This is a genomic window from Pseudoalteromonas sp. NZS11_1 (assembly GCF_015864275.1).
Taxonomy (GTDB): domain Bacteria; phylum Pseudomonadota; class Gammaproteobacteria; order Enterobacterales; family Alteromonadaceae; genus Pseudoalteromonas; species Pseudoalteromonas arctica.
In genome coordinates this window covers 48,659-70,184 of the sequence record NZ_JADYXK010000024.1, presented here as the reverse complement: position 1 = coordinate 70,184, position 21,526 = coordinate 48,659, and the positions used below count along the sequence as shown (strand labels likewise).

At 40.6% G+C, this 21,526-nt stretch carries 19 protein-coding genes; 2 read left to right on the top strand and 17 right to left on the bottom strand.

Going from position 1 to position 21,526, the window contains the following annotated elements:
* Positions 1–146 precede the first annotated feature (146 nt).
* The 4 genes from I6F44_RS15590 to I6F44_RS15575 all read right to left on the bottom strand — a co-directional run bounded on the left by I6F44_RS15590 (position 147) and on the right by I6F44_RS15575 (position 5,416).
* The gene (locus tag I6F44_RS15590) at positions 147–1,193 is read right to left on the bottom strand and encodes an NAD(P)-dependent alcohol dehydrogenase (RefSeq protein ID WP_197174130.1); all 1,047 of its coding nucleotides are present in this window, start codon (positions 1,191–1,193) and stop codon (positions 147–149) included.
* 143 nt (positions 1,194–1,336) lie between these two features.
* Complete coding sequence (locus I6F44_RS15585) at positions 1,337–2,050, bottom strand: DUF1499 domain-containing protein (protein ID WP_166378710.1); 714 nt, start codon at positions 2,048–2,050, stop codon at positions 1,337–1,339.
* A 108-nt stretch (positions 2,051–2,158) separates the two neighbouring features.
* Entirely contained in the window at positions 2,159–3,499 is a 1,341-nt protein-coding gene (locus I6F44_RS15580; RefSeq protein WP_024593536.1) for a DUF1501 domain-containing protein, read from the bottom strand.
* A gap of 9 nt (positions 3,500–3,508) precedes the next feature.
* Entirely contained in the window at positions 3,509–5,416 is a 1,908-nt protein-coding gene (locus I6F44_RS15575) for a DUF1800 domain-containing protein (RefSeq protein WP_197174129.1), read from the bottom strand.
* A 170-nt stretch (positions 5,417–5,586) separates the two neighbouring features.
* Between I6F44_RS15575 and I6F44_RS15570 the strand changes: the two genes are divergently transcribed.
* Positions 5,587–5,802 carry a hypothetical protein gene (locus I6F44_RS15570; protein ID WP_002958138.1) on the top strand — a complete coding sequence of 72 codons (216 nt, stop codon included), beginning with the start codon at positions 5,587–5,589 and terminating at the stop codon, positions 5,800–5,802.
* 48 nt (positions 5,803–5,850) lie between these two features.
* Here I6F44_RS15570 and I6F44_RS19650 read toward each other — a convergent pair whose 3' ends face one another.
* The 6 genes from I6F44_RS19650 to I6F44_RS15545 form a co-directional block, all read right to left on the bottom strand.
* Positions 5,851–6,828 (bottom strand): diguanylate cyclase, encoded by a 978-nt coding sequence (locus I6F44_RS19650; RefSeq protein ID WP_231612862.1) that lies wholly within the window; start codon positions 6,826–6,828, stop codon positions 5,851–5,853.
* 8 nt (positions 6,829–6,836) lie between these two features.
* A complete protein-coding gene (locus I6F44_RS19645) occupies positions 6,837–7,415 on the bottom strand; it encodes a CHASE4 domain-containing protein (RefSeq protein ID WP_231612861.1) in 579 nt (192 codons plus the stop codon).
* Between the two features lie 397 nt (positions 7,416–7,812).
* The gene (locus I6F44_RS15560; RefSeq protein WP_197174128.1) at positions 7,813–8,157 is read right to left on the bottom strand and encodes a DUF6694 family lipoprotein; all 345 of its coding nucleotides are present in this window, start codon (positions 8,155–8,157) and stop codon (positions 7,813–7,815) included.
* A 15-nt stretch (positions 8,158–8,172) separates the two neighbouring features.
* On the bottom strand, positions 8,173–8,637 hold the full coding sequence (locus I6F44_RS15555) for a nuclear transport factor 2 family protein (protein WP_197174127.1): 465 nt from the start codon (positions 8,635–8,637) through the stop codon (positions 8,173–8,175).
* Positions 8,638–8,733: 96 nt separating this feature from the next.
* On the bottom strand, positions 8,734–11,160 hold the full coding sequence (hrpB, locus tag I6F44_RS15550) for an ATP-dependent helicase HrpB (protein ID WP_197174126.1): 2,427 nt from the start codon (positions 11,158–11,160) through the stop codon (positions 8,734–8,736).
* Between the two features lie 83 nt (positions 11,161–11,243).
* Positions 11,244–11,657: a group II truncated hemoglobin gene (locus I6F44_RS15545; protein WP_024607509.1), complete on the bottom strand. Its 414-nt coding sequence runs from the start codon at positions 11,655–11,657 to the stop codon at positions 11,244–11,246.
* A gap of 280 nt (positions 11,658–11,937) precedes the next feature.
* Between I6F44_RS15545 and I6F44_RS15540 the strand changes: the two genes are divergently transcribed.
* Complete coding sequence (locus I6F44_RS15540) at positions 11,938–12,135, top strand: CsbD family protein (RefSeq protein WP_007581220.1); 198 nt, start codon at positions 11,938–11,940, stop codon at positions 12,133–12,135.
* A 69-nt stretch (positions 12,136–12,204) separates the two neighbouring features.
* Here I6F44_RS15540 and I6F44_RS15535 read toward each other — a convergent pair whose 3' ends face one another.
* The 7 genes from I6F44_RS15535 to I6F44_RS15505 all read right to left on the bottom strand — a co-directional run bounded on the left by I6F44_RS15535 (position 12,205) and on the right by I6F44_RS15505 (position 21,451).
* Positions 12,205–14,466 carry a xanthine dehydrogenase family protein molybdopterin-binding subunit gene (locus I6F44_RS15535; protein WP_197174125.1) on the bottom strand — a complete coding sequence of 754 codons (2,262 nt, stop codon included), beginning with the start codon at positions 14,464–14,466 and terminating at the stop codon, positions 12,205–12,207.
* Positions 14,463–14,960: a (2Fe-2S)-binding protein gene (locus I6F44_RS15530; protein ID WP_166113205.1), complete on the bottom strand. Its 498-nt coding sequence runs from the start codon at positions 14,958–14,960 to the stop codon at positions 14,463–14,465. Before I6F44_RS15530 ends, I6F44_RS15535 begins: the two co-directional genes overlap by 4 nt.
* A gap of 187 nt (positions 14,961–15,147) precedes the next feature.
* On the bottom strand, positions 15,148–15,903 hold the full coding sequence (locus I6F44_RS15525; RefSeq protein WP_197174124.1) for a hypothetical protein: 756 nt from the start codon (positions 15,901–15,903) through the stop codon (positions 15,148–15,150).
* Between the two features lie 2 nt (positions 15,904–15,905).
* Positions 15,906–16,664 (bottom strand): HEPN domain-containing protein, encoded by a 759-nt coding sequence (locus I6F44_RS15520; protein ID WP_101163018.1) that lies wholly within the window; start codon positions 16,662–16,664, stop codon positions 15,906–15,908.
* A gap of 136 nt (positions 16,665–16,800) precedes the next feature.
* Positions 16,801–19,431, bottom strand: a complete 2,631-nt coding sequence (gene metH / locus I6F44_RS15515; protein WP_165726566.1) for a methionine synthase — start codon at positions 19,429–19,431, stop codon at positions 16,801–16,803.
* Positions 19,432–19,440: 9 nt separating this feature from the next.
* Complete coding sequence (locus I6F44_RS15510; protein WP_197174123.1) at positions 19,441–20,514, bottom strand: homocysteine S-methyltransferase family protein; 1,074 nt, start codon at positions 20,512–20,514, stop codon at positions 19,441–19,443.
* Entirely contained in the window at positions 20,504–21,451 is a 948-nt protein-coding gene (locus I6F44_RS15505; RefSeq protein WP_007376156.1) for a homoserine O-succinyltransferase, read from the bottom strand. The genes I6F44_RS15510 and I6F44_RS15505 overlap by 11 nt, the downstream gene beginning before the upstream one ends.
* Positions 21,452–21,526: the final 75 nt, after the last annotated feature.

The following is a 21,526-nucleotide window of genomic DNA, read 5'->3' as shown; positions in this document are numbered from 1 at the left end:
ATCAAGTAACCAATGACTAAGCATAAAAATACCCTCATAATCAAAAGATGATAAGGGTATTGTGAAGCAACCAAAAGATCGGTCAACCGATCAAAAATACCTTAACTGATCGGTGTTAGCTAATTAGCGGCTCTTTTTAGGTAAAATTAAGCGTTTAACGATGCCATATCAATAACAAAGCGGTATCGTACGTCAGACTTTTCCATACGCTCGTATGCAGTGTTAATTTCGTCAATGTTGATCATTTCGCACTCAGGTAGCACGTTATTTTCACCACAAAAGTCGAGCATTTGTTGCGTCTGTGCAATACCACCAATAAGTGAGCCTGCAATACGACGGCGACCCATTAATAATGGCACCGTGCTTAGCTCATCTACAGGACCAACTTGGCCTACAATAACTAAAGTACCATCTACATCAAGTAGTGGTGTGTAAATAGATAAATCATGTTTTACAGGTACCGTATCTATAATGACGTCAAAGGCAGATTGCGAGTCTTTCATTTCGTCATCATTAGATGACACTAAGTAATGCTGAGCACCCAATTTAACCGCATCATCTTTTTTAGACTCACTACGGCCAATTACCGTAACGCTTGCGCCCATTGCAACTGCATTTTTAACGGCCATATGGCCAAGTCCGCCTAGACCAACAACACCAACACGGCTACCTTTTTTTACGCCCCATTTATGAAGTGGCGAGTAAGTAGTAATACCTGCACAAAGTAGCGGTGCTACGCGAGAAAGGTCTAAATTTACTGGTACGGAAAGTACGAATTCTTCGCGTACAACAACATGTTTAGAATACCCACCTTGGGTCATTTCACCACTAATGCGGTCTTTGCCTGCGTAAGTACCAATCATACCTTCGCGGCAAAATTGCTCTTCATCGTTATCACATTGATCGCAGCTTTGGCACGAATCAACCATACAACCAACAGCAACCGTGTCGCCTTGCTTGTATTTTTTAACGTCGCTACCTACCGACATAACTTTACCAACAATTTCATGCCCAGGTACTAATGGGTAGTCACTGCCACCCCAATCATTTCGTACGGCGTGTAAATCTGAATGGCACACACCACAGTATAAAATTTCAATTTCTACATCGTTATTTCGTAAATCGCGGCGCTCAAAAGAAAACTCTGTCAATTCAGAACCTTGGCTTTTTGCTGCATATCCTACAGTTTTCATAATAACTCCATAGTGGTTAAAAATTTAAATCATCAACAGCATAGTACATAGCCTGTGAATAGAACCTGACAATATAAAATAGGCACAAAAAAAGCCCAAACAGTGTTTGGGCTTAATCGTTAGGACTAGGGAGCTAAATTTAATTATTTTGCAAGTAAGCTGTTTAATTCATTAATAATTGAATGAATGCGCTCTGCATTTTTTCCTAAATCACTACGCCCTACTCGCGACTTACTACGAATATCAACAAAACGTTGGCTGCCTTCATCTTTAATACGAATTACCACATCGTCTTTAAAACCAAACCACGTTGTTGTATCGGTAGCTTCCACAATACCTGTAGCCGTATTTGCACTTACCAATGCAAAGCCAAGATTTTTAACTGCTTGTTCGCTTGCTGTCATTAAATCGGCTTTAGATTGTGCAAAGCTTATCGTTACCAGCTCCGGGTATGCTTTGCGTTGCTGTACTGCCGTTTCTTCACCCGCGTATTCTACTGGGTTAGATGCATTTGCACGCAGTGGTGCAATTGCTACAAATTTTGGTGGATTAACTAAATCAGTTGAAATGTCATGAATTGCCGGTACGCCTTCAGCCTTGTTCATCATATTAAGTGGCATAGCAATGGCCACAACCGAAAATACAAGTGCAATAACACCACTGCTTAGCGTTAACGTTTTACGCATAAATAACGCTTGTACTATAAGTAGCACCAATGCAGCGCCACCAGCATAAACGCCAAATTTAAACCCCGTAAACGCAACACCTAATTCTACAATACCAAATTTATACAAAGGCCCTGGCAGTATGACGAGTAAAAAAGCGATTAAACTAACTAAGCTCACTAAAACTTTCATTTTATGATTCCTATATTGTGTGTGATTTTTATTATTAAAACAGATAAGCACTATTAACCAGTAGCTTATACTACTAACAAGTGCTTTTAGATTACTATTAGCGACTAATTACACAAAAAAGTCCAATGTTGTGTGATCAAAGTTACTCAAGTTTGGAAAAATATCAACAAGTTCAGAGCTTGGCACACCAAACCACTGAGCCAATGTGGCAAAGTACTGCTCATTAGCAACACTTGGAATTAAACGCCCGCCACCGGTATCTTGTGGGCCATCCAAATGTTGAGTTAGTAGCTCGCCATATATATTGCCGCCTTTTACTGCGCCGCCCATTACTATTTGGTTTCCTGCCCAACCATGATCAGTGCCATCGCCATTTGAGGTCAACGTGCGACCAAAATCAGACATAGTAAACGCAGTCACTTTATCTGCCATATCAAGCTCTTTCATCGCGCTATCAAATTCACTTAACCCTTGAGCTAACGTATTTAATAAAGCAGGGTGCGTTGTTAATTGGTTATCGTGCGTATCATACCCTCCCATAGAAACAAAAAACACTTGGCGCTGAGTGCTCAATTTTGCCTGTACGCTAATTGTTTTAGCGACTGCTGCAAATTGCTCACTAAGACTATTATCGCTAAATGGGGTAATAAGTGCAGGCGCGCTTTCTAACGCGCTGTTCATTGCTTGAGTGTTATTTATCGCACTTGTTAAGCCATTGGCATAAGCTGTACTTAACGGATGGCTCGTATTGCCTAGTAAGCGGTTCATAATAGAAGTTACGTGCTCGCTACGAGGTTGATACCCTCCAAACGCGTTAATACTACTAATGCCACTTTTGTTAAGCGCAAATGCATTGCTAGCACTTCCCGTTTGCCATAAATTAGTACCGTCGAGTGATACATTAGCTGCAAACTCATCTTGTAGCTCTAAACGTTCTAAAAGTCGTGCGCCCCACCCGCTATTAAGTGATTGTTTTTCTCGACCATACATCCATGCAGCTTGCTGATCATTATGCGAAAACAAATGCTTAGGCAAACCTATTGTTTTATTTTTATAGTCACTCAATGTTGTGGGAGCGAGTAAAGTACCTACCCCACCTATAAATGCTAAATTTTGAGATTCAAACACATTTTGTATAGGTTCAAGTGAAGGATGAATACCGACTCCACCGGCAAACTGGCTTTTATTGCTTAGCTCAAGTGGGCTCTCTACCGCTAGGTTTTGCCTGCTTTGTTCGTACAAACTCCGTTGCTCGCCTTCAAGCGGAACTAGCATATTTAACGAATCATTCCCCCCGTATAAATACACACACACTAATGCTTTGTAATCACCTAGCTCAACGGCATTAGTCGCTCCAGTTAATGCTTGTAATTGCAGGCTCGTTAACGCGGCAGCCGATACACTGCCTTTTACACATAACGACAAAAACTCTCTTCTATTAATGCTCATTATGCGCTCCTAATACTGCACGTTAAATTCAGGTGAAATAGCAATCATATATAATAAATACGAAACCCGTTCACGGTATTGCTCTTCATTAAAATAGGCATCTAAATCAAGTAACGCTTGGCGCGTGTCACTGCTCATTGCGCCTGCAAAATATAACGTGTTGTACTGAGCTAATAGCGCGCTAACACCATTTTTCTCTAAAAAATTCATGTCGTCTTGAACATAAATATAAATACTATTTGAATTTAAATCGCTGCGCGCTTCTGCGGTACTCCAAACTAAGCTTGCGTAAAGCGCGTTCATGGTGCCAATCAGTGTTGCGTCGTTTGCTATTTGTAATTCTGGTGCAACAATACCTTCATTTCGCAAAGCTGCGGTTTGATAATCAGGCCTAAAAAAGTTAAATACCGAAGCCGATTGCATGGGTCCTTGTCCGTAGCTATTTATTAAATTCCATGTTTTATAATAACCCGCTGGCGATTTAGCATCGAGATTTCGCCAAAACTGTACAGTTTTTAAAATAGGCTCTTTAATTTTACCTTGGTAATTAAGCACTGAGCCAAAATGCCGCGCTTCATCATCTAAATAAATAGCCTTTACTACCGCCGCTAAATCGCCGCGTACACCAGCGCCGTTATCAATAAATACATTAGCTACTCGCTCAACATATTGGGGGGTTGGGTTTGAGGTAATTAATCGCTGAATAAGCTGTTTGCTAATAAACGGCGCAACATTTTGATGATTAAATAAATTATCGAGCCCTATTTGCAATGACTCTTCTGCTGCATAACCTTGTGGTATAACCTCACCGTTTAGTAAGGTTTTTTGTTTACTAGAATGGTACTCGTCAAATGCTTCCATTGGCTTAATATAATCACGACTTTTACGCTTAAATGTTTCACTATCGGCAAACGTCCAACCAGTAAATACGCGTGCAAAACCCTCTATTTCTACCTGTCCGTAAGTGGCAATGGTATTACCTTGTGCATCAAGCTTGGCGCTGCCATCTAGATTTAGTTCTTCAAGGCCAATAGTAAATAACTGCATTACTTCACGTGCGTAATTTTCGTCTGGGCGAATATTAAGTGTATCGTCTGCTTTTTCGTTACCCAAATGGCTTAAGTAAGTCCCCATAATAGGCGAAAGCGTCACATCTTCGAGTAAGTCACGATAATTACCAAAGGCATGTTTGAGTAATAAATCGTAATAAGTGATCATGCCCTCAGGTTGCCCTCTTAAGGCACTATTTTCATCCGACACCACTAATATTTCACTTAACGCAAACGCAATACGTTGACGAAGTTGATCGTCACTTTGCATTACTGCTTTCCACCATGCATCTATGCGGCTTATGTATTTAAAGTCGTCATCGTCATTTAGCTTTACTAAATAATCACGGTGATAATTAATAGGTAGCGCTATTTGTTTATCAAGCCATTGCTGCTCGCTTAAACCTTGTGCGTTTTGTATTTCACTAAACTTAGGCCCCATTGTTGCTTGGTGTAGTAACCGTGCGGCGCTGATCTCATCCATATTATTGCGCGCTATAAAGCTCAGCGTTTTTACACTGCTTGCTCCTTCATTGTCGGTTGCTGTGACCGAAAAAGCGTAATTAACAGGCTTATAACTTTGCGCATTTAGCAGTGTTACTGAGGTGGTTACTGCCTCTGAAGGCCCGCTAATTAGTTCAGGCCCTTGCGTTTGTTGCCATACAATCGATGTAATAGTGCCGTCTTTATCACTGGCTGTTGCTGTTAGCTCAATTGTTTGGCCCTTACTTAATTCACTAGGAATATCAGCGACTGACAAAATGGGGATTTTATTTCCGTTAACGGTTGGCGTATCATCTGAGCCTGAACCACCGCAAGCGCTTAGTATAAAAACCGAGCTTGCGATCAGAGCAAATTTATAATGCATGTAAAGTCGTCATCATTTGTTAATTAAAGTACGTTAGTGTGTACCGAGTTTGATGCATTTATTGAAACACAAAATTTACAATTTAACTCTTTATTTTTTGTAACCGAATCATGAACGCCCCATTAATAATGCACTAGCTGCAGGGGTAAACAGCCAGAGCTTTATTATTTATGAAAACAGAAATTCGCTATTGTTTTGAATCTTCACAAGTTGCTAACCGGTTTTTACACGAGCTGAAAGACTGGCCGGTTAACGATGTAAAAACACGACTTTTTAATGGCGGCGATAGTGTAAAAGTGACATACGAATACGACGAAAGTGGTTTTGATTACACTTGCGCCGAACTTGACGACCTAGCACAGAGCCATGGCGGGAAAGAGGTTTAAGCGTTTTATAATAAAAAACAGCTGATGCATCTATATAATTCACTTGAATTATATAGATTTGATAGATGTTTTATCTCTACCTGAGTTTTTCGCTTCGTAAAGCATTATGTCAGCTTCTTTAATTAGTGATTGCATAGACACATTATTACTACTTAAGGTTTCTTTTGTAGCAAATACACACCCAGCACTAATTGTTAAATACTCACGTACAGGCGACGCTTCATGAGGTAGATTTAATTCCCTAACCGCCAAAAGCAATTGCTGAGATATATCTACAAACTCTTCATAAGAAAGCTGTTTAAAGAATAATATGAACTCTTCGCCGCCATAGCGCGCCACTGTACCTGTGTTTTGCTTAGCTACTTGTTTTAGCTTTTGGGCAAGAGCTTGTAAAACGTTGTCTCCGCCTTGGTGACCATAAAAATCGTTATAATTTTTGAAATGGTCTACATCAAGTAATATTATTCCAAAGGCATTTTTTTGCTGTTGAGCCTGTTCCCATTGCGCCACAATAATTTCGTCAAAGGCACGCCTGTTGTAAATTTGGGTTAACCCATCAATTTTACTTATTTTTTCAAGCTTAAAATTTTGATCTTTAACTTGTTTAATTAATGCATTAAACCCGCTAATTAAAACGCGCATTTCTAAAAATTTATTACTGAATCTCAGAGGCTGTAAATCGTTTTTAACCAACATTGAATTGATAGCGGACGCACCGTTAATAAGTGGTTCAATAAAGTAACGATTTACAATATAGAAACTCAAAAGTGACATTACAAAAAACATTAACAAAATAAGTTTTAAATAGTGATCAAATAAAACTGGCAGTGTTTGATGGTGGTGCTTAATGTTCAAAGCAATAAGTGGATTACCGTTTATATCTAGAATCACCCTTTTCCTTTGAGTGGCAATGTCCTCTCCTTGGAGGCTCCCTTTAAGCGTCGCAATATCGTTTAAAGAACTAGCCTGTTCTATTTGTGAGTAGCTAAGCTCCACTTGTGCAATCTCAGCTAAGGACTTGATCAACGACGGTCTTACTTTTTTATAAAAACAATACTACCAACAGGCTCACCTGTTTTATCTGTTCGCTTTATTACATGCGATGCAAACATGACAGGGCCGTCCGCTGTTTGCAAAAAACCAGAATGGCTTAAACTGTTGTCGTCTTCAGAGGCTTTTGAATTAGGAATAATTGCGCGGTTTAATTTATTAACCTGTAAATCTAAATCAGGTGCATCAAACTCAGTATGTTTAATATAATTATACGCTTGCCCGAAAACCATATTAAAGTTTATATCGTAAATAAACACACCATCAATTTTGAGAGAGTAGAAGGTGTCACCTACAAAGTTTGAATCTACATATTCTACGTCAAAATCAGCCATGTAATTATAGGTATCATCCCATACGGCGTAGTCATAATTGAGTGTTTCTAAAAATATAAACTCTCTATCAAGCGCAATTTTAAGACTTAATAATTCACGATTTTGATAATCTTCAATACTAGTGTTTATGGTCGGCAGGCTAAAGAAATAGCGGTACCCTACTAATAAACTTGTTACAAAGCACATTAAAATCAAAGTACCTATTATTACAAAAAATCTTAATGTCATAGTCTCTATCTAATCGTGTAAAATTAAGTCAAAGTAGCTTACATTTTTATATTTTAGACTCCCTGTACCTAAATAATAAATAATTAGCTTCTTACTAAAGCGTAGTATAAATTCATGAGCAGGAATAAACAAAGTTTACTATTAAATTTTATAGCGTTAAAACTTTAGCCCTTTCAATAATATATTTAATATAGACATAAAATTATACCAATTCGCTTAATTAAGTGGTCTATTTTGAGGGCGGAAAAACGTGTTGATAGCTAGGCAAAAAATTCGCTATTTAGTTGTTCTAAATGAGAATTTTTTAACGCAGGTAGCGACACGTTTAACCCCGCAAAATGATTAAGTATTATTGCGGATTGGTATTACACATTTAAAGTAGTACAAAAAGCTGAAATTATTCCACGACAGAAAATTCAACTTTTGATGGAGACGAACTCGCAAGCTCCAGTAATTCGTAATAATTTAAACCATCTATTTTTTTGCCTATAATAAAGTAATTCATTTCCCCCATCATGGTCGGGTCGCCCATAATATCGTCTAAGCTTTGCACGTCAGAAAATTGAATTGCGATTAAAGCGCCTAAAAAACGCATGGAATCTTGAGGCTTTAATGCTTTTAAAACTTTATTAACTCCCACTTGAGTTGTCTCAGGTGTAGAGCCATCAAATCTAAAATCATTTTTTGTGCTAACGCATGCACTAAGCATTAATATTGATAATGCGATAAGTAAATGTTTCATATATATCCTTATTTGTTATTCGTGATACTTGCGGATCATCGCCACTTTACCGTTTTCAACTTCTATTACTTCCATCATTGTGGAGGTGTATTCTATTGGCTGCTTATTTTGCGGATGAATGCCCTTTGCATGACTCTTATAACGAATAGCAAAGCCTGTATCGTTAAATACAAATGTATTAAGCAGTGTGCTTTCAAACAATGTGTGCGCACCTAAGTAAAAACTCATACCTTTGCGCATCTGCTTTTTACCATCTGGAGTACGTGAGTCATCCGGTTGATACGGAATATGCTGATTGCCAATATCATCGGTTAACAATGCAAGGTAAGCCTCAAGCTCTTTAGCACCTGCGTTAGGTGCTTGTGTGGCGGTCATTGTTTTATAGTACTGCTGCGCAAACGCATTTAAGTCGAGTGGCTTTTCAGCATAAGCCGAAAAAGCAGTTACTAAGGCCAAGCCTAACGTTAAAAGTAGCTTCATCACTTACTTCCCTGTAGTTAAAAATATTGATTCATTTATAGGTACACTATATTAATACGCTCAATAATAAAACAAATAACTTTAAGTAACTAACATCTACATTTTGCTCTTAACTCTATTCGTTGCAACGCTGTTGGCAGGGTCGTCTGGCCAAAAATGCTTAGGGTAACGACCCTTCATTTCCTTTTGCACATCGCGGTAACTGCTAGCCCAAAAGTGCGCTAAATCTTGAGTAAGTTGCAGTGAGCGTTTACCTGGCGATAACAACTCCATAAGCAGTGGCAGTTTACCGTTGGCAAGCATAGGCGTACTGGTCAAGCCGTAAACTTCTTGCATACGCACGCTTAGCTTTGCGGGGCCATCAAGCTGGTATTCTATTTTTATATTTGAGCCACTTGGCACCGTTAAGCGCAGTGGTAACAGTGCTTTTAACGCGGTTTGTTGTTGCCAATCAAAACAGTTTTGTAATGCTTCAAAGTAGTTAAACTTTTTAAGCTGCGTGAGCGTTTTAATATCTTCTAAAAACACGCTTAGCCACTGCGCTGCATTTTGAATGAGTTGTTGCTCATTTGTTTTTGGAAATTTATCGGGTAATAACTTACTTGCTAGACTCATACGTATCAGCAATTGCTGCGCATCAGGTTGCTCGTTAAATAATGCAAAACCGTGTTTAGCAAATAAGTTTAGCCACGCTTTAGCGCGCTCGCTCTTATCTAGTTTTTGTTTACTAGGCTGGCTGCTGAGCGTTATAGCCCCGAGCTTTACTTCATCTTGATGAATAAAACGTGCTGATTTTTCGTCAAACTCACAGCGAGTAAGTTCACTAAATAAATGCGGTAAAAATTCTTGTAACTCAAATGGGTTAAGCGCGGTGGCTGCAAATATACGCCCTCCTTTGTGCCCGCCCATGGTTGCTATAGCTAAGTAATCGTCGTTGTGCCAGTAATCGGCATTTAACTCAGCACCTGCACCATTGGCAAGTAGGTAACCATTACCGCGTTTTTTAGCGATGCGATCTGGGTACGCCAATGCCACTAGCAAACTAATATAATGCGTATTTAATTCGCTGTTTTCGTCTTTTACTTTTAAGCGGCTTTGCCAATATTTTAACTGCTGTTTAAATACCGGATGCGGACGTTGCTGTTGGCTATGCAACGCTAAACTCAACTCGTTTGCACTGTTTACTCGGCTCTCAAGTAATGCCACTAAATAAATAGCGAGCCTAAAAATACCAGGGAGTTGGTCATCAAGTATTTGTGCTTTTAGTAGCATATGCGCCAAACGAATATCAGCACCAAAACCTAACATTTTACTGCCAAGCGGTGTGAGCTTACCCTTGCTATCAACAGCTTCTAGCATGTTAAGCAGGTTACTTGCTTGTTCGCATTGCTGCTCAGTGGGCTTATCGAGCAAGGTTAGCTCATCAATACTGGCTCCCCATTGCTTTGCCTCAAGCATAAGTTGGCTTATGTCTGATGTGAGTATTTCGGGATTGTCGTGGCTATTACGTCTCTCAAAGGTTTGCTTTGAGCCAATTCGATAAACAATGCCCGGCTCTATTCGCCCTGCACGCCCTGCTCGCTGCACAGCAGACGAGCGCGATATACTTTGTGTTGTGAGCTCTGTAACCCCTGTTTTTAAATTAAAGGTCGCTGCACGGCGCTTGCCGCTGTCAATTACAATGCGTATGCCTTCAATAGTTAAACTGGTTTCGGCTACATTGGTGGTTAGCACTACTTTGCGCATGCCGTTTGGTGCAGGCGCAATAGCAGCTTGTTGATTAGCTTTATCTTGCTCGCCAAATAGCGTTGCAACTTGGCAGTTACTTGGTAAATCGCTCAGTGCTTGTTGCACGCGTAGTATTTCAAATTGTCCAGGTAAAAATACCAATGCGCTACCTGTTTGCTCATTAAGTGCTTGTTTTATTATGGTAGGAATTGCATCAAGCCAACGGCTTTCATCTTTTATGGGTATGTATATTTCGTCTATTGGGTAGCTGCGACCGCTTGATTGAATTACAGGGCAGTCAAAAAACGCTGTATAACGCTCAGTATCAAGAGTTGCCGACATAAGCATAATGGTTAAATCTTCACGCAGCGCACTTTGGGTCTCGAGCGCAAAGGCAAGTGAGGTATCGGCTGCAATTGAACGCTCATGAAATTCATCAAATATCAGTAAATCAATATCGCTTAATTCGGGGTCGTTTTGCAACATGCGCGTTAGCATGCCTTCGGTGACTATTTCGAGGCGCGTATTAGCGCTTACTTTACTCTCGCCCCTAATCCGCAAACCCACACTTTGCCCAACACTCTCGTTTTGGCACTTTGCTAGGTAGCTGGCAATATTACGAGCAGCTAAACGGCGAGGCTCTAGCATTACAATACGTTTAAAATGCCCATCGCGCATTAGTTGCAGCGGCAACCACGTAGATTTACCCGCACCAGGCGGCGCTTGTAATAACGTAATAGGATTACTTTGTAATGTAGTAACGAGTTGTTGATATATGTCTTGAACCGGCAGCACAGCTATTTACCCTAAATTGCTTTGCAGGCATTGTAACAAAAAACCGCAGCGACACCGCGGTAGATGTTTATTAATAATTGCTATTAACTACCCGATACCATTCTAATTCGATCTGCAGGCACTCGTAATTGCTGCATTAAGTAAATTTTAAATGGTGCTTCGTAAGGTTGCTCATCAACCGCTTTTTGCATGCACAAAAGCCATGCGTCACTTTGCTCAATTCCTACATGTAGATGTTTGTGCGCTTGAGGAATGTTAATACTGCCAAAATGTTCAGCGTATAATTTAGGACCACCTAACCAGCCCGACAAAAAGTAAGCGAGCTTTTTACGTGATGCTGATAAATCTTTTGAATGCATACTCCTTATATTTTCAGCCTCTTTTAAAGCGTCCATATTATCGTAAAACGCATTCACCAATTGTGTAATACCTGCTAACTCACCTGCCATTTTGTATGAGCAGTCATCCACTCCGTATTCACACGTTTTTGTATTCATAACTCACTCAGGTTAACTACTTTGTTTAATACCTGCATATTAGCTTAAAACAAAAATTTAAGAATGAGTTACATCAAAGCGGCGTAACTTATGTCAGCAATAATTACAGGCTGCTATGTATATTTTTTAATAAATAGCGCAATATTAAAAACAAAATCGCTCAACATAAAAATATAACCAACTGATAATAAAAACAATAAAACCATTATTATTCCTTGGTACAAGGCTTGCTACTTTATAACTGACAGTTAATTCACTAACCTAAAGTAAGGATAAACTTATGAACAGCGATCGTATCGAAGGTAATTGGAAAGAACTTAAAGGTAAGGCTCAACAAAAATGGGGCGATCTTACCAACGACGATTTAGATAAAATTGAAGGTAGCCGTACAGAGCTAGTTGGTAAAATTCAGCAGCAATACGGTAAATCTAAAGAAGAAGCAGAGCGTGAAGTTGATGAGTTTGAAAAAGGTCGTTAAACCGCGTTAACCGCTTTTAAAAAAACCGCCATTTGGCGGTTTTTTTTGTTTAAGCTGTAGGTTATTTAGCTACGCTTTTAATTGGTTACCAATCGGTAACTGCCTAATACGCTTTCCGCACGCTGCAAAAATAGCATTACATAATGCTGGCGCATAAACTGGTGTAGACGGCTCGCCTACCCCTGCTGGTGGTGCATCACTTTGTACAATTTCAACGTCAATCTCAAGAGGTGAGTCGCTCATACGCGGTACGCGATAATCATGAAAATTACTTTGCTGTACGCGGCCTTTATCAAAGGTAATACCATCGCTGATTGCAGTTGTAATCCCGTAAATAGAGCCACCTTGGGTTTGGTTTTTAACGGTGTCGGTGTTTACAACCGTACCCGCATCAATGGCAACCCAAGATTTAATTACTTTTAAATCGCCAGCATCCGACACTTCTACCTCAACTACCGTAGCTACGTAAGTTAAAAAGCTTCTGTGTGCTGCTATTCCTAAACCTCGACCTTTAGGAAGCTCTCGCCCCCATTTACTCATGTCAGCTACTTTTTCAATCACATGGCGCAGTCTGCCAATATCTAGAGGATAAACCGCTTTATCGCCACCGTAATTATCGTATGTAGCATTTTGCTCAGTTACATCAACAATACGACTCGGACCTATCGTGTCTAGTAAATAGTCTTTTTGGTCACGACCGGCTTTGTGCGCTGCTTCGCCAATAAATGACTGAATAGCAAAGGCATGAAAAATATTTGATACAGAACGCATCCAACCAATTCGTGCTTTGGCAGGCGCATCACCGTTTTCTAACTTCATGTTAGGTGTGTTAATGGGGTTATCGGTAAATCCTAAACGCAGTTCAAAGCTCCCTGGCGTAGTCGCCCCTTCTGAAAAGGTAGAGGTAATTGGTGAAAACGCGGTGCGGTGTAAATACGATTCTATTGCGCCATTTTTATCTAGCGATGCTTCAATGTGCTGAGCCGAAACTGCATGGTAAAAACCATGTTGTATGTCGTCTTCACGCGTCCATTGAACACGAATAGGCTTGCCTACTTTCATTGAAAGGTAAGCTGCTTCAGCTGAAAAGTCAGGTTTTGATTTACGCCCAAAACCGCCCCCTAACATGGTAACGTTAACGTTAATTTTGCTCTCATCCATACCAAGCATTGCCGCCACTGTTTTCATATCGGCTTGTGGATTTTGCGTAGCAGCCCATATATCAACACTGTCTTTGTTGTACATAGCAGTTGCACAAGGTGGCTCCATTGGGGCTTGAGCAAGATGCGGCGCGTAATAATCAGCTACCAGTTTATTGCTCGATTTAGCCAACACGCCCATGGCATCGCCTTTATCACGTATATTTGCCTGTGGAGTTTGTACTGTTTTTAGTAATGACTTTTTAAATTCTTTTGAATTGTAATCGCCATTTTTGCCATCTTCCCACACTACTTTTAATGCTTTACGCCCTTGCCATGCAGCCCATGTGTTTTTAGCTATAATCGCAATGCCGCCTTTTGGCTGAAACTGCGGCGCGCCTTTTGGTGCAGGTATTTCAATAACATCTATAACGCCGTTTATCGCTTTTGTAGCACTGGCATCAAATGACTTAACAACACCGCCTACTACAGGCGGGCGTTCAATTATAGCCACCAGCGCTTGTGGTTCGCGTACATCGGCTGCAAATATTGCTTTACCTGTTACTAAATCGGCTAAATCTATGTGCGCCATGCCAGTATTAATGTAGCGCCATTCTTTGCGTGTTTTAAGTGTTAGTTTGTCAGCTTCTGGTGGCGTTATTGTAAGCGCTAAGTCGATTAAATCTTTATAAGTAAGTGATTTACCTGAGCTGTGTGTAACAACGTGTTGATTAGCAGTACAAGTTTGCGGGTCAACGTTCCAAAACTTAGCGGCAGCATGCTGCATCATGTAACGCACACTTGCGCCCATTTCACGCAGGCGCTGCATGTTGTAGCGAATACTGCGCGAGCCATCGGTATTTTGATCGCCGTATTTAGGGTCGCCCTTACCCTGAATAACAATAACCTTATCCCACGCGGCTTCCATTTCATCGGCAACTATTTGTGCAATCGCGGTGCGAATTTGCTGACCCATTTCAGAGCGATGGCACGTTATTTCAACCATGCCGTCTGGGCGCAGTGCAATAAATAAGTTTGCGCGTTTTGCCAGCTCTGATGGCTGCTCTAACACACCAGCAATCGCTCTTGGCGCACTGCCTACAAAATAAGTGCCGAGTACCAACGCACCTATTGCACTGGTTTTTAAAAACTTACGGCGGTTTAAATCAAAATATTTGTTATCTTGGCTCATACTTCTTCCCCTTGTTCATTTGGGTCAAAATACTGAACACTCGCCATTGTTTTAGCAGCCGACTTAATTGCTTTATGAATACGCGGGTATGTACCACAACGGCAAATATTACCCGACATATTACTTACTATTTCATCGTCGGTTGGGGTTGGGTTTGCTGCTAATAAACTCGCAGCTTGCATCATTTGACCACACTGACAAAAACCACATTGCGGCACTTTATGCTCAACCCATGCTTGTTGCACTGGGTGGTCGCCATCTTCGCTTAACCCTTCAATTGTAGTAATTGAAAGACCCGCTACTGCCGCTACAGGTAATATACACGAGCGTTGAGCTACCCCATCAATATGCACGGTACACGCACCACACTGTGCCATGCCACAGCCAAATTTAGGTCCGGTTAAATTCAATTCGTCTCGGAGATACCATAATACTGGCGTTGACGGATCGCCAGAAAACTCATGTTTATTACCATTAATGGTAAGCGTGATCATACTAAACTCCTTGGCAAAGCGCTTTACAGGAGGGTTCCTTGTTGCGCGAGAACTATTTTTAATTACTTACTATTTTATACTTACTACTTTTAGCCTACCACTTAGATCTGTTTTATAAAAATACTAATTATTAGAACGTTTTACTGTTAAAAACAGATCTACATTATCAAGCATACTAAAACATACATTAATGGGTGCTTATAACATCTTCAGACAACAATCGCTCATCGTCTTTATAAACTTCAAGCCAACCTGGTGGTGATGTATCGCAGCCAATAATGGTTACTTGTAGCACATAACTATAGCGACCCTTTTTAAACGTATAATGATGATTCCCGCCGCTGCCCTCAAATGTGATATCGCCATTTAGTAAAACCATATCAGGCTTGTCACTTGGCTTTTTATTAATACCCCACACTGCATAACGGTAATTTCCATCACCTAAATCATCAACACGAATATGGTAGTTAGCCGTTTTCCAATCGAGTACTGGCTTTTCAAAGTTATTAATACTTGAATGCAAAGATTGCTTATCGTCTTCGATTAGTCTTTTAGCAAGTGCCTGCTCTTTAGTATTTTGTGCATTTACAGCAATAATTTTACCGTCGGTATCTACCCACATAACGCCTTTATTTAGCATAATGCCGCGCCAACCTACGCTATCCCAATCGGTATTAATATTAGAGCTGCCAATAACAGCAATAAGCTCGTCGTCAAACACTTCATCAAAGCGGTTAATAAACTCAGCCTCATCTTTAATGTCAGGTATCGGGTATCGTCGTTTTAATGGGTAACGAATAAGTGCAGCAATTGCAGGTTTATCGTGATCTGTAAAGGCAGCAATAACAGGTAAAACGAACTCGTGATACTTTTGCTCAAGCGCAAATGTGCTAGATGTGAAAAGTAGAGATAAGCAAAGTAAGATGAAATTTAGATACTTCATTTTTAGTCCTTTAGTTTTTGATTCGCTATTATTTTCTGCAACTTATTAACCAGATGTTTTATATCAGTAATAGCCTGATATAAATCATGAGGAAGAATATCAATTACCTCGTTTTCTTTGGTATACCCATTTCTATGAACAATATCATGTCTTATGTCGATGATTAATTTCACTTTAGAAGTGTCTATATTTATTTTACAACCAAGTACTTTTTCGTACATTTCCATGGTTTTATCAATTTTGTGAAATAATACTTCACTAACGCACTTAATTGCCAACCCACTTAAATCCATTCCTGATTTAGATAAATCAAACAATGAATATTTCGTATTTCTTATTTGTTCCAAACGCTCTATCGCATTATTGAGATAAACTTTATTTTCAGATATTAAAGCTTTTATTGAGTCCCCTAAGAAAGCTTCTAGAAGTGTTACTGAGTATGAATAACACATCTTAATTATTAAATTTTCATTAAGAGGTATAGGTTCAGAAAGTGAATTTTCAGCAAGTTTTTTGATATTGGTTAACTCAGTCACAAAATTTTGATAGATATCAACTGAGCCATTTTCTTTTAACCATTTTATCTCTGAAATCCATTCATATTCATCATTTAAATAATCTTGATAAGCTGAATAGTCATTGAGTAAACTTTGCCACTCCTCAGATTCAACTGTTAAATTTTGATCAGTAAGCCTTTCGCGAACCCATTTTTCAGCCTGTTTCTCTTGTTCACCAAATAAAACTTCTTTTATAGAGCTCAAAATATTTCCTTATAATTTATGTTTAAATAATGAATATATTAACTATTTTTAATACTTTAAAAATAAGTTTTCTTAATAAAAAACGAGCCAAATTAGGCTCGTTTTTTGTTTTAACTGATAGTTGACCGCTGCGCTTTTACTCCGGATCATACCCCAAGTTAGGCGATAGCCAACGTTCAGCTTCTTCAAGCGTCATATTAGTTCGCTTGGCGTAATCTTCTACCTGATCCTTTTGCACTGCGGCTACTGCGTAGTACTTAGCCTCTGGGTGTGAAAAGTACCAACCCGAAACAGCAGCACCTGGCCACATGGCGTACGAGCTAGTTAGCTGCATACCAATGCGTTTTTCGGTATCGAGCAACTGCCAAATTTTCTTTTTCTCGGTGTGCTCTGGGCACGCGGGATAACCTGGCGCTGGGCGAATACCTTGGTAGTTTTCACGTATTAGCTCATCGTTTGCTAGGTTTTCGTCTGGTGCAAAACCCCAATACTCTTTACGTACTTTTTCGTGCAGGTATTCTGCAAACGCTTCTGCGAGCCTGTCGGCAACCGCTTTAATCATTATTTTATTGTAGTCGTCTTGTTGTGCGTCAAACGCATTCGCTAAGTCGTCTTCTTCTAAACCGCCCGTTACTGCAAATGCGCCAAAATAATCTGGTGTACCTTTGGGTGCTATATAGTCGGCTAGGCAGTAGTTAGCAAAGTCGGTTTTTTCGGTTTGCTGACGTAAATGACATGAGGTAGTTAACAGCTCTTTGCGTGTTTCGTCGGTGTATATTTCTATGTCGTCCCCAACGCGGTTAGCAGGGAATAAACCTATTACGCCAAGTGGTTGCAAACTGCATGCTTTTTCAAGGTCGTCTAACATATCGTTAGCGTCTTTAAATAAGCTTTGCGCTTGCTCGCCTACTACTTCATCGGTCATTATGCGCGGGTATTTACCAGCGATTGACCACGTCATAAAGTATGGCGTCCAATCTATGTATTTACGTAAAGTGGCAATTGATACGTTTTTAAACTCGATCACGCCAAGCTTTTTAGGCACTGGTGGCGTGTAGTTATCCCAATCAAGCTTTGCTGCGTTATCACGGGCACGCTGGATTGTAACAGGCTTAGAACGTGGTTTTTTACGCGCTTGTTGCTCACGTACTTTTACATATTCAGCTTGGGTTTTTTCTAAAAAACCAGGCTTATGCTCTTTTGATAATAAATTAGATACTACACCTACCGCACGGCTGGCATTACTTACATACACTACGCCTTTGTCATATTGCGGCTCAATTTTTACTGCGGTGTGCGCTTTAGAAGTAGTTGCGCCACCAATTAACAGCGGCAGTTCAAAACCACGGCGTTTCATTTCTTTTGCTACGTGTACCATTTCGTCAAGCGATGGGGTAATTAAGCCCGATAACCCAATAATATCGGCTTTTTCGTCGATTGCGGTTTGTAATATTTTATCAGCCGGTACCATTACACCTAAGTCGATTACTTCATAGTTATTACATTGCAGTACAACACCCACAATATTTTTACCTATGTCGTGTACGTCACCTTTTACGGTCGCCATTACTATTTTACCGTTAGTTGAGCCTTCTTCTTTTTCAAGCTCAATGTATGGGTCTAGGTAGGCTACGGCTCGCTTCATTACGCGCGCCGATTTAACAACTTGTGGTAAAAACATTTTACCTGCGCCAAATAAGTCGCCTACTACGTTCATGCCGTCCATTAACGGTCCTTCAATTACGTGAATAGGTTTAGCTGCTGCGGCGCGGCATTCTTCGGTATCTTCATCTATAAAGGTAGTAATACCTTTAACAAGCGCGTGCTCAAGGCGTTTTGCAACAGGCCATGTGCGCCACTCTAAATCTTCTACTCGCTCGGCTTGCGCCATACCTGAGTATTTTGGTGCAAGCTCTACTAAACGCTCGCCTGCGCCTGAGTCGGTGTTAAGTATTACGTCGGTAACGGCTTTACGTAGTTCTTCTGGTATATCATCGTAAACGGCTAGTTGCCCCGCATTTACAATACCCATGTCCATACCAGCTTGAATAGCGTGATATAAAAACACCGAGTGAATGGCTTCACGTACGGGGTTATTACCCCTAAACGAAAACGATACATTTGATACACCGCCCGACACTTTACAGTGCGGCAAATTTTGCTTAATACGGCGAGTGCCTTCAATAAATTCTACGGCGTAGTTATCGTGCTCTTCAATACCGGTGGCTACGGCAAATATATTAGGGTCGAATATAATATCTTCTGGCGCAAAGCCAATGTCTTCTACCAATATTTTATAACTGCGCGCACATATTGCGAACTTACGGTCTGCCGTGTCGGCTTGCCCGTCGGTATCAAACGCCATTACAACAGCGGCTGCACCAAAGCGTTTTATTATTTTAGCTTGGCGAATAAACGGCTCTTCACCCTCTTTTAACGATATTGAGTTAACAATTGCCTTGCCTTGAATACACTTTAAGCCTGCTTCTATTACTTCCCATTTTGAGGAGTCGACCATAATTGGTACGCGAGAAATATCAGGCTCTGAGGCTATTAAGTTTAAAAACTTAACCATAGCGGCTTTTGAGTCCAACATGGCTTCGTCCATGTTTATATCAATAACCTGTGCGCCATTTTCTACTTGTTCGCGGGCCACGGTTAGTGCGGCTTCAAAGTCTTCTTCCATGATTAAACGTTTAAACATGGCAGAACCCGTTACATTGGTACGTTCGCCGACATTAGTAAATACTGCTATTTGTTGGGTCATGCTGGCTCCTTAATTTAAGTTACAGGCTTCAAGGCCTGATAAACGCATGCGTACTTCAAGCTCTGGTAGTTGGCGTGGTTTAACGCCCTCTAAACCTTTTGCAAAAGCGCGAATATGCGCAGGCGTGGTGCCACAGCATCCGCCTACTATATTAATAAAGCCCGATTTACCCCAATCGATAATTTCGGTTGCCATATCGCCCGCTTCTAAGTCGTATTCACCAAACTCATTTGGTAAGCCCGCATTAGGATGTACCGATGTAAAGGTTTCGCACACGCGCGATAACTCTTCTACATACTGGCGCAGTAAATCAGGACCAAGCGCACAGTTTAAACCAATCGAAATAGGCTTAATATGGCGAATAGAATTATAAAATGCTTCGGTTGTTTGCCCCGAAAGCGTACGACCAGAGGCGTCGGTAATAGTCCCCGAGATCATAACTGGTAATGTGCGCCCTGCTTGCTCAAAGGCTTCTTCTACACCAAACGAGGCCGCTTTTGCGTTAAGGGTGTCGAATATAGTTTCGATTAATATTAAATCGGCGCCGCCTTCCATTAATGCAAGTGTTGATTCAATATACGCAGTAACCAGCTTATCAAAGGTGACATTTCGGTAACCCGGATCGTTTACGTCTGGCGAAATTGAACACGTTTTAGATGTCGGCCCTAAAACACCGGCTACATAGCGTGGTTTCTCTGGCGTTTTAGCCGTAAATTCATCGCAAATTGCGCGTGCTAATTTAGCCGACTCTAGGTTTATTTCACGACTTAAGCTTGCCATGTCGTAATCTTCCATCGAAATAGTGGTCGAGTTAAACGTGTTGGTTTCGATAATATCGGCGCCCGCTGATAAAAAACCACGATGAATGTCAGTGATTAAATTGGGCTTGGTTAGGCTTAATAAATCGTTATTGCCTTTAATTAATACATGCCAGTCTTTAAAACGCTCTCCGCGATAGTCTTCTTCTTCTAGCTTATGATCTTGGATCATGGTGCCCATAGCGCCATCTAAAATTAAAATGCGTTCTTTTAATGCGGCGCTTATTTCGGCTTGCTTGTTATTTGTAGGAGCGTTATTCGGCATAGTTGTTAGTCCTCACGTCTTGGCTAACTAAATTAATATCATACGGTGTGGTTTGGTACACGTAGTAATTTAACCAGTTCGAAAAAAGTAAAAAAGCATGGCTTTGCCACGTTTTTGAAGGTTGTTTGGTTGCATCGTCATCCGGAAAGTAATTTTCGGGTTTTGGTGCATTAGGGCTCTTTTTACAATCGCGCTCGTATTCTGCTTTTAGCGAGTCGGCGTCGTACTCAGGATGACCGGTTATAAACACTTGGCTACCCGATTTATTTTTAAGTAAGTAAGCCCCTACTCGCTCAGAACCTGCCAGTACAACTAGCTCATCACAGGCGTTTATTTTATTTATATCAATGTGGCCATAACGTGAGTGCGGTACCAAAAAGGTGTCGTCGAACCCGCGAGTCAGTGCGCCGTGATCAAAGTAACATTGGTGGGTAAATACACCACACAGTTTGTCGTCTTTTAAATCACGCTTTAAATTGTAACGGTGATATAACGCTGCATGTGCTGCCCAGCACGAAAATAACGTAGAGGTAACGTGTTGCTCAGCCCAATCTATAATGACCTTTAGCTCATCCCAATACGCTACATCGTCGTATTCTAAATGCGCAAGTGGCGCGCCAGTTACTATTAATGCATCGTAATTGTTGTCTTTAACCTCAGAAAAATAACGATAAAAGGTATCAAGGTGCTCTTCTGAATTGCTGCTACTGCGGTGAGTGTCGAGGCGCAGTAGTTCTACGTTTACTTGCAAAGGCGAGTTGGCAAGCAAGCGAATAAACTGAACTTCGGTTTCTACTTTATTAGGCATTAAGTTTAAAATAGCCAAACGCATTGGGCGTATCTCTTGCGTTTTTGCACGTGTTTTTGGCATTACAAATACGTTTTCTTGACGTAAACGTGCAATTGCCGGCAACTCGTCTTTTACTGTAATTGGCATACTTTACTCCTGCTCATAAAAACCGAAGCTTAATTATGAACTGAAAGTAAAAAATATCAACCTCTAGATGTATAG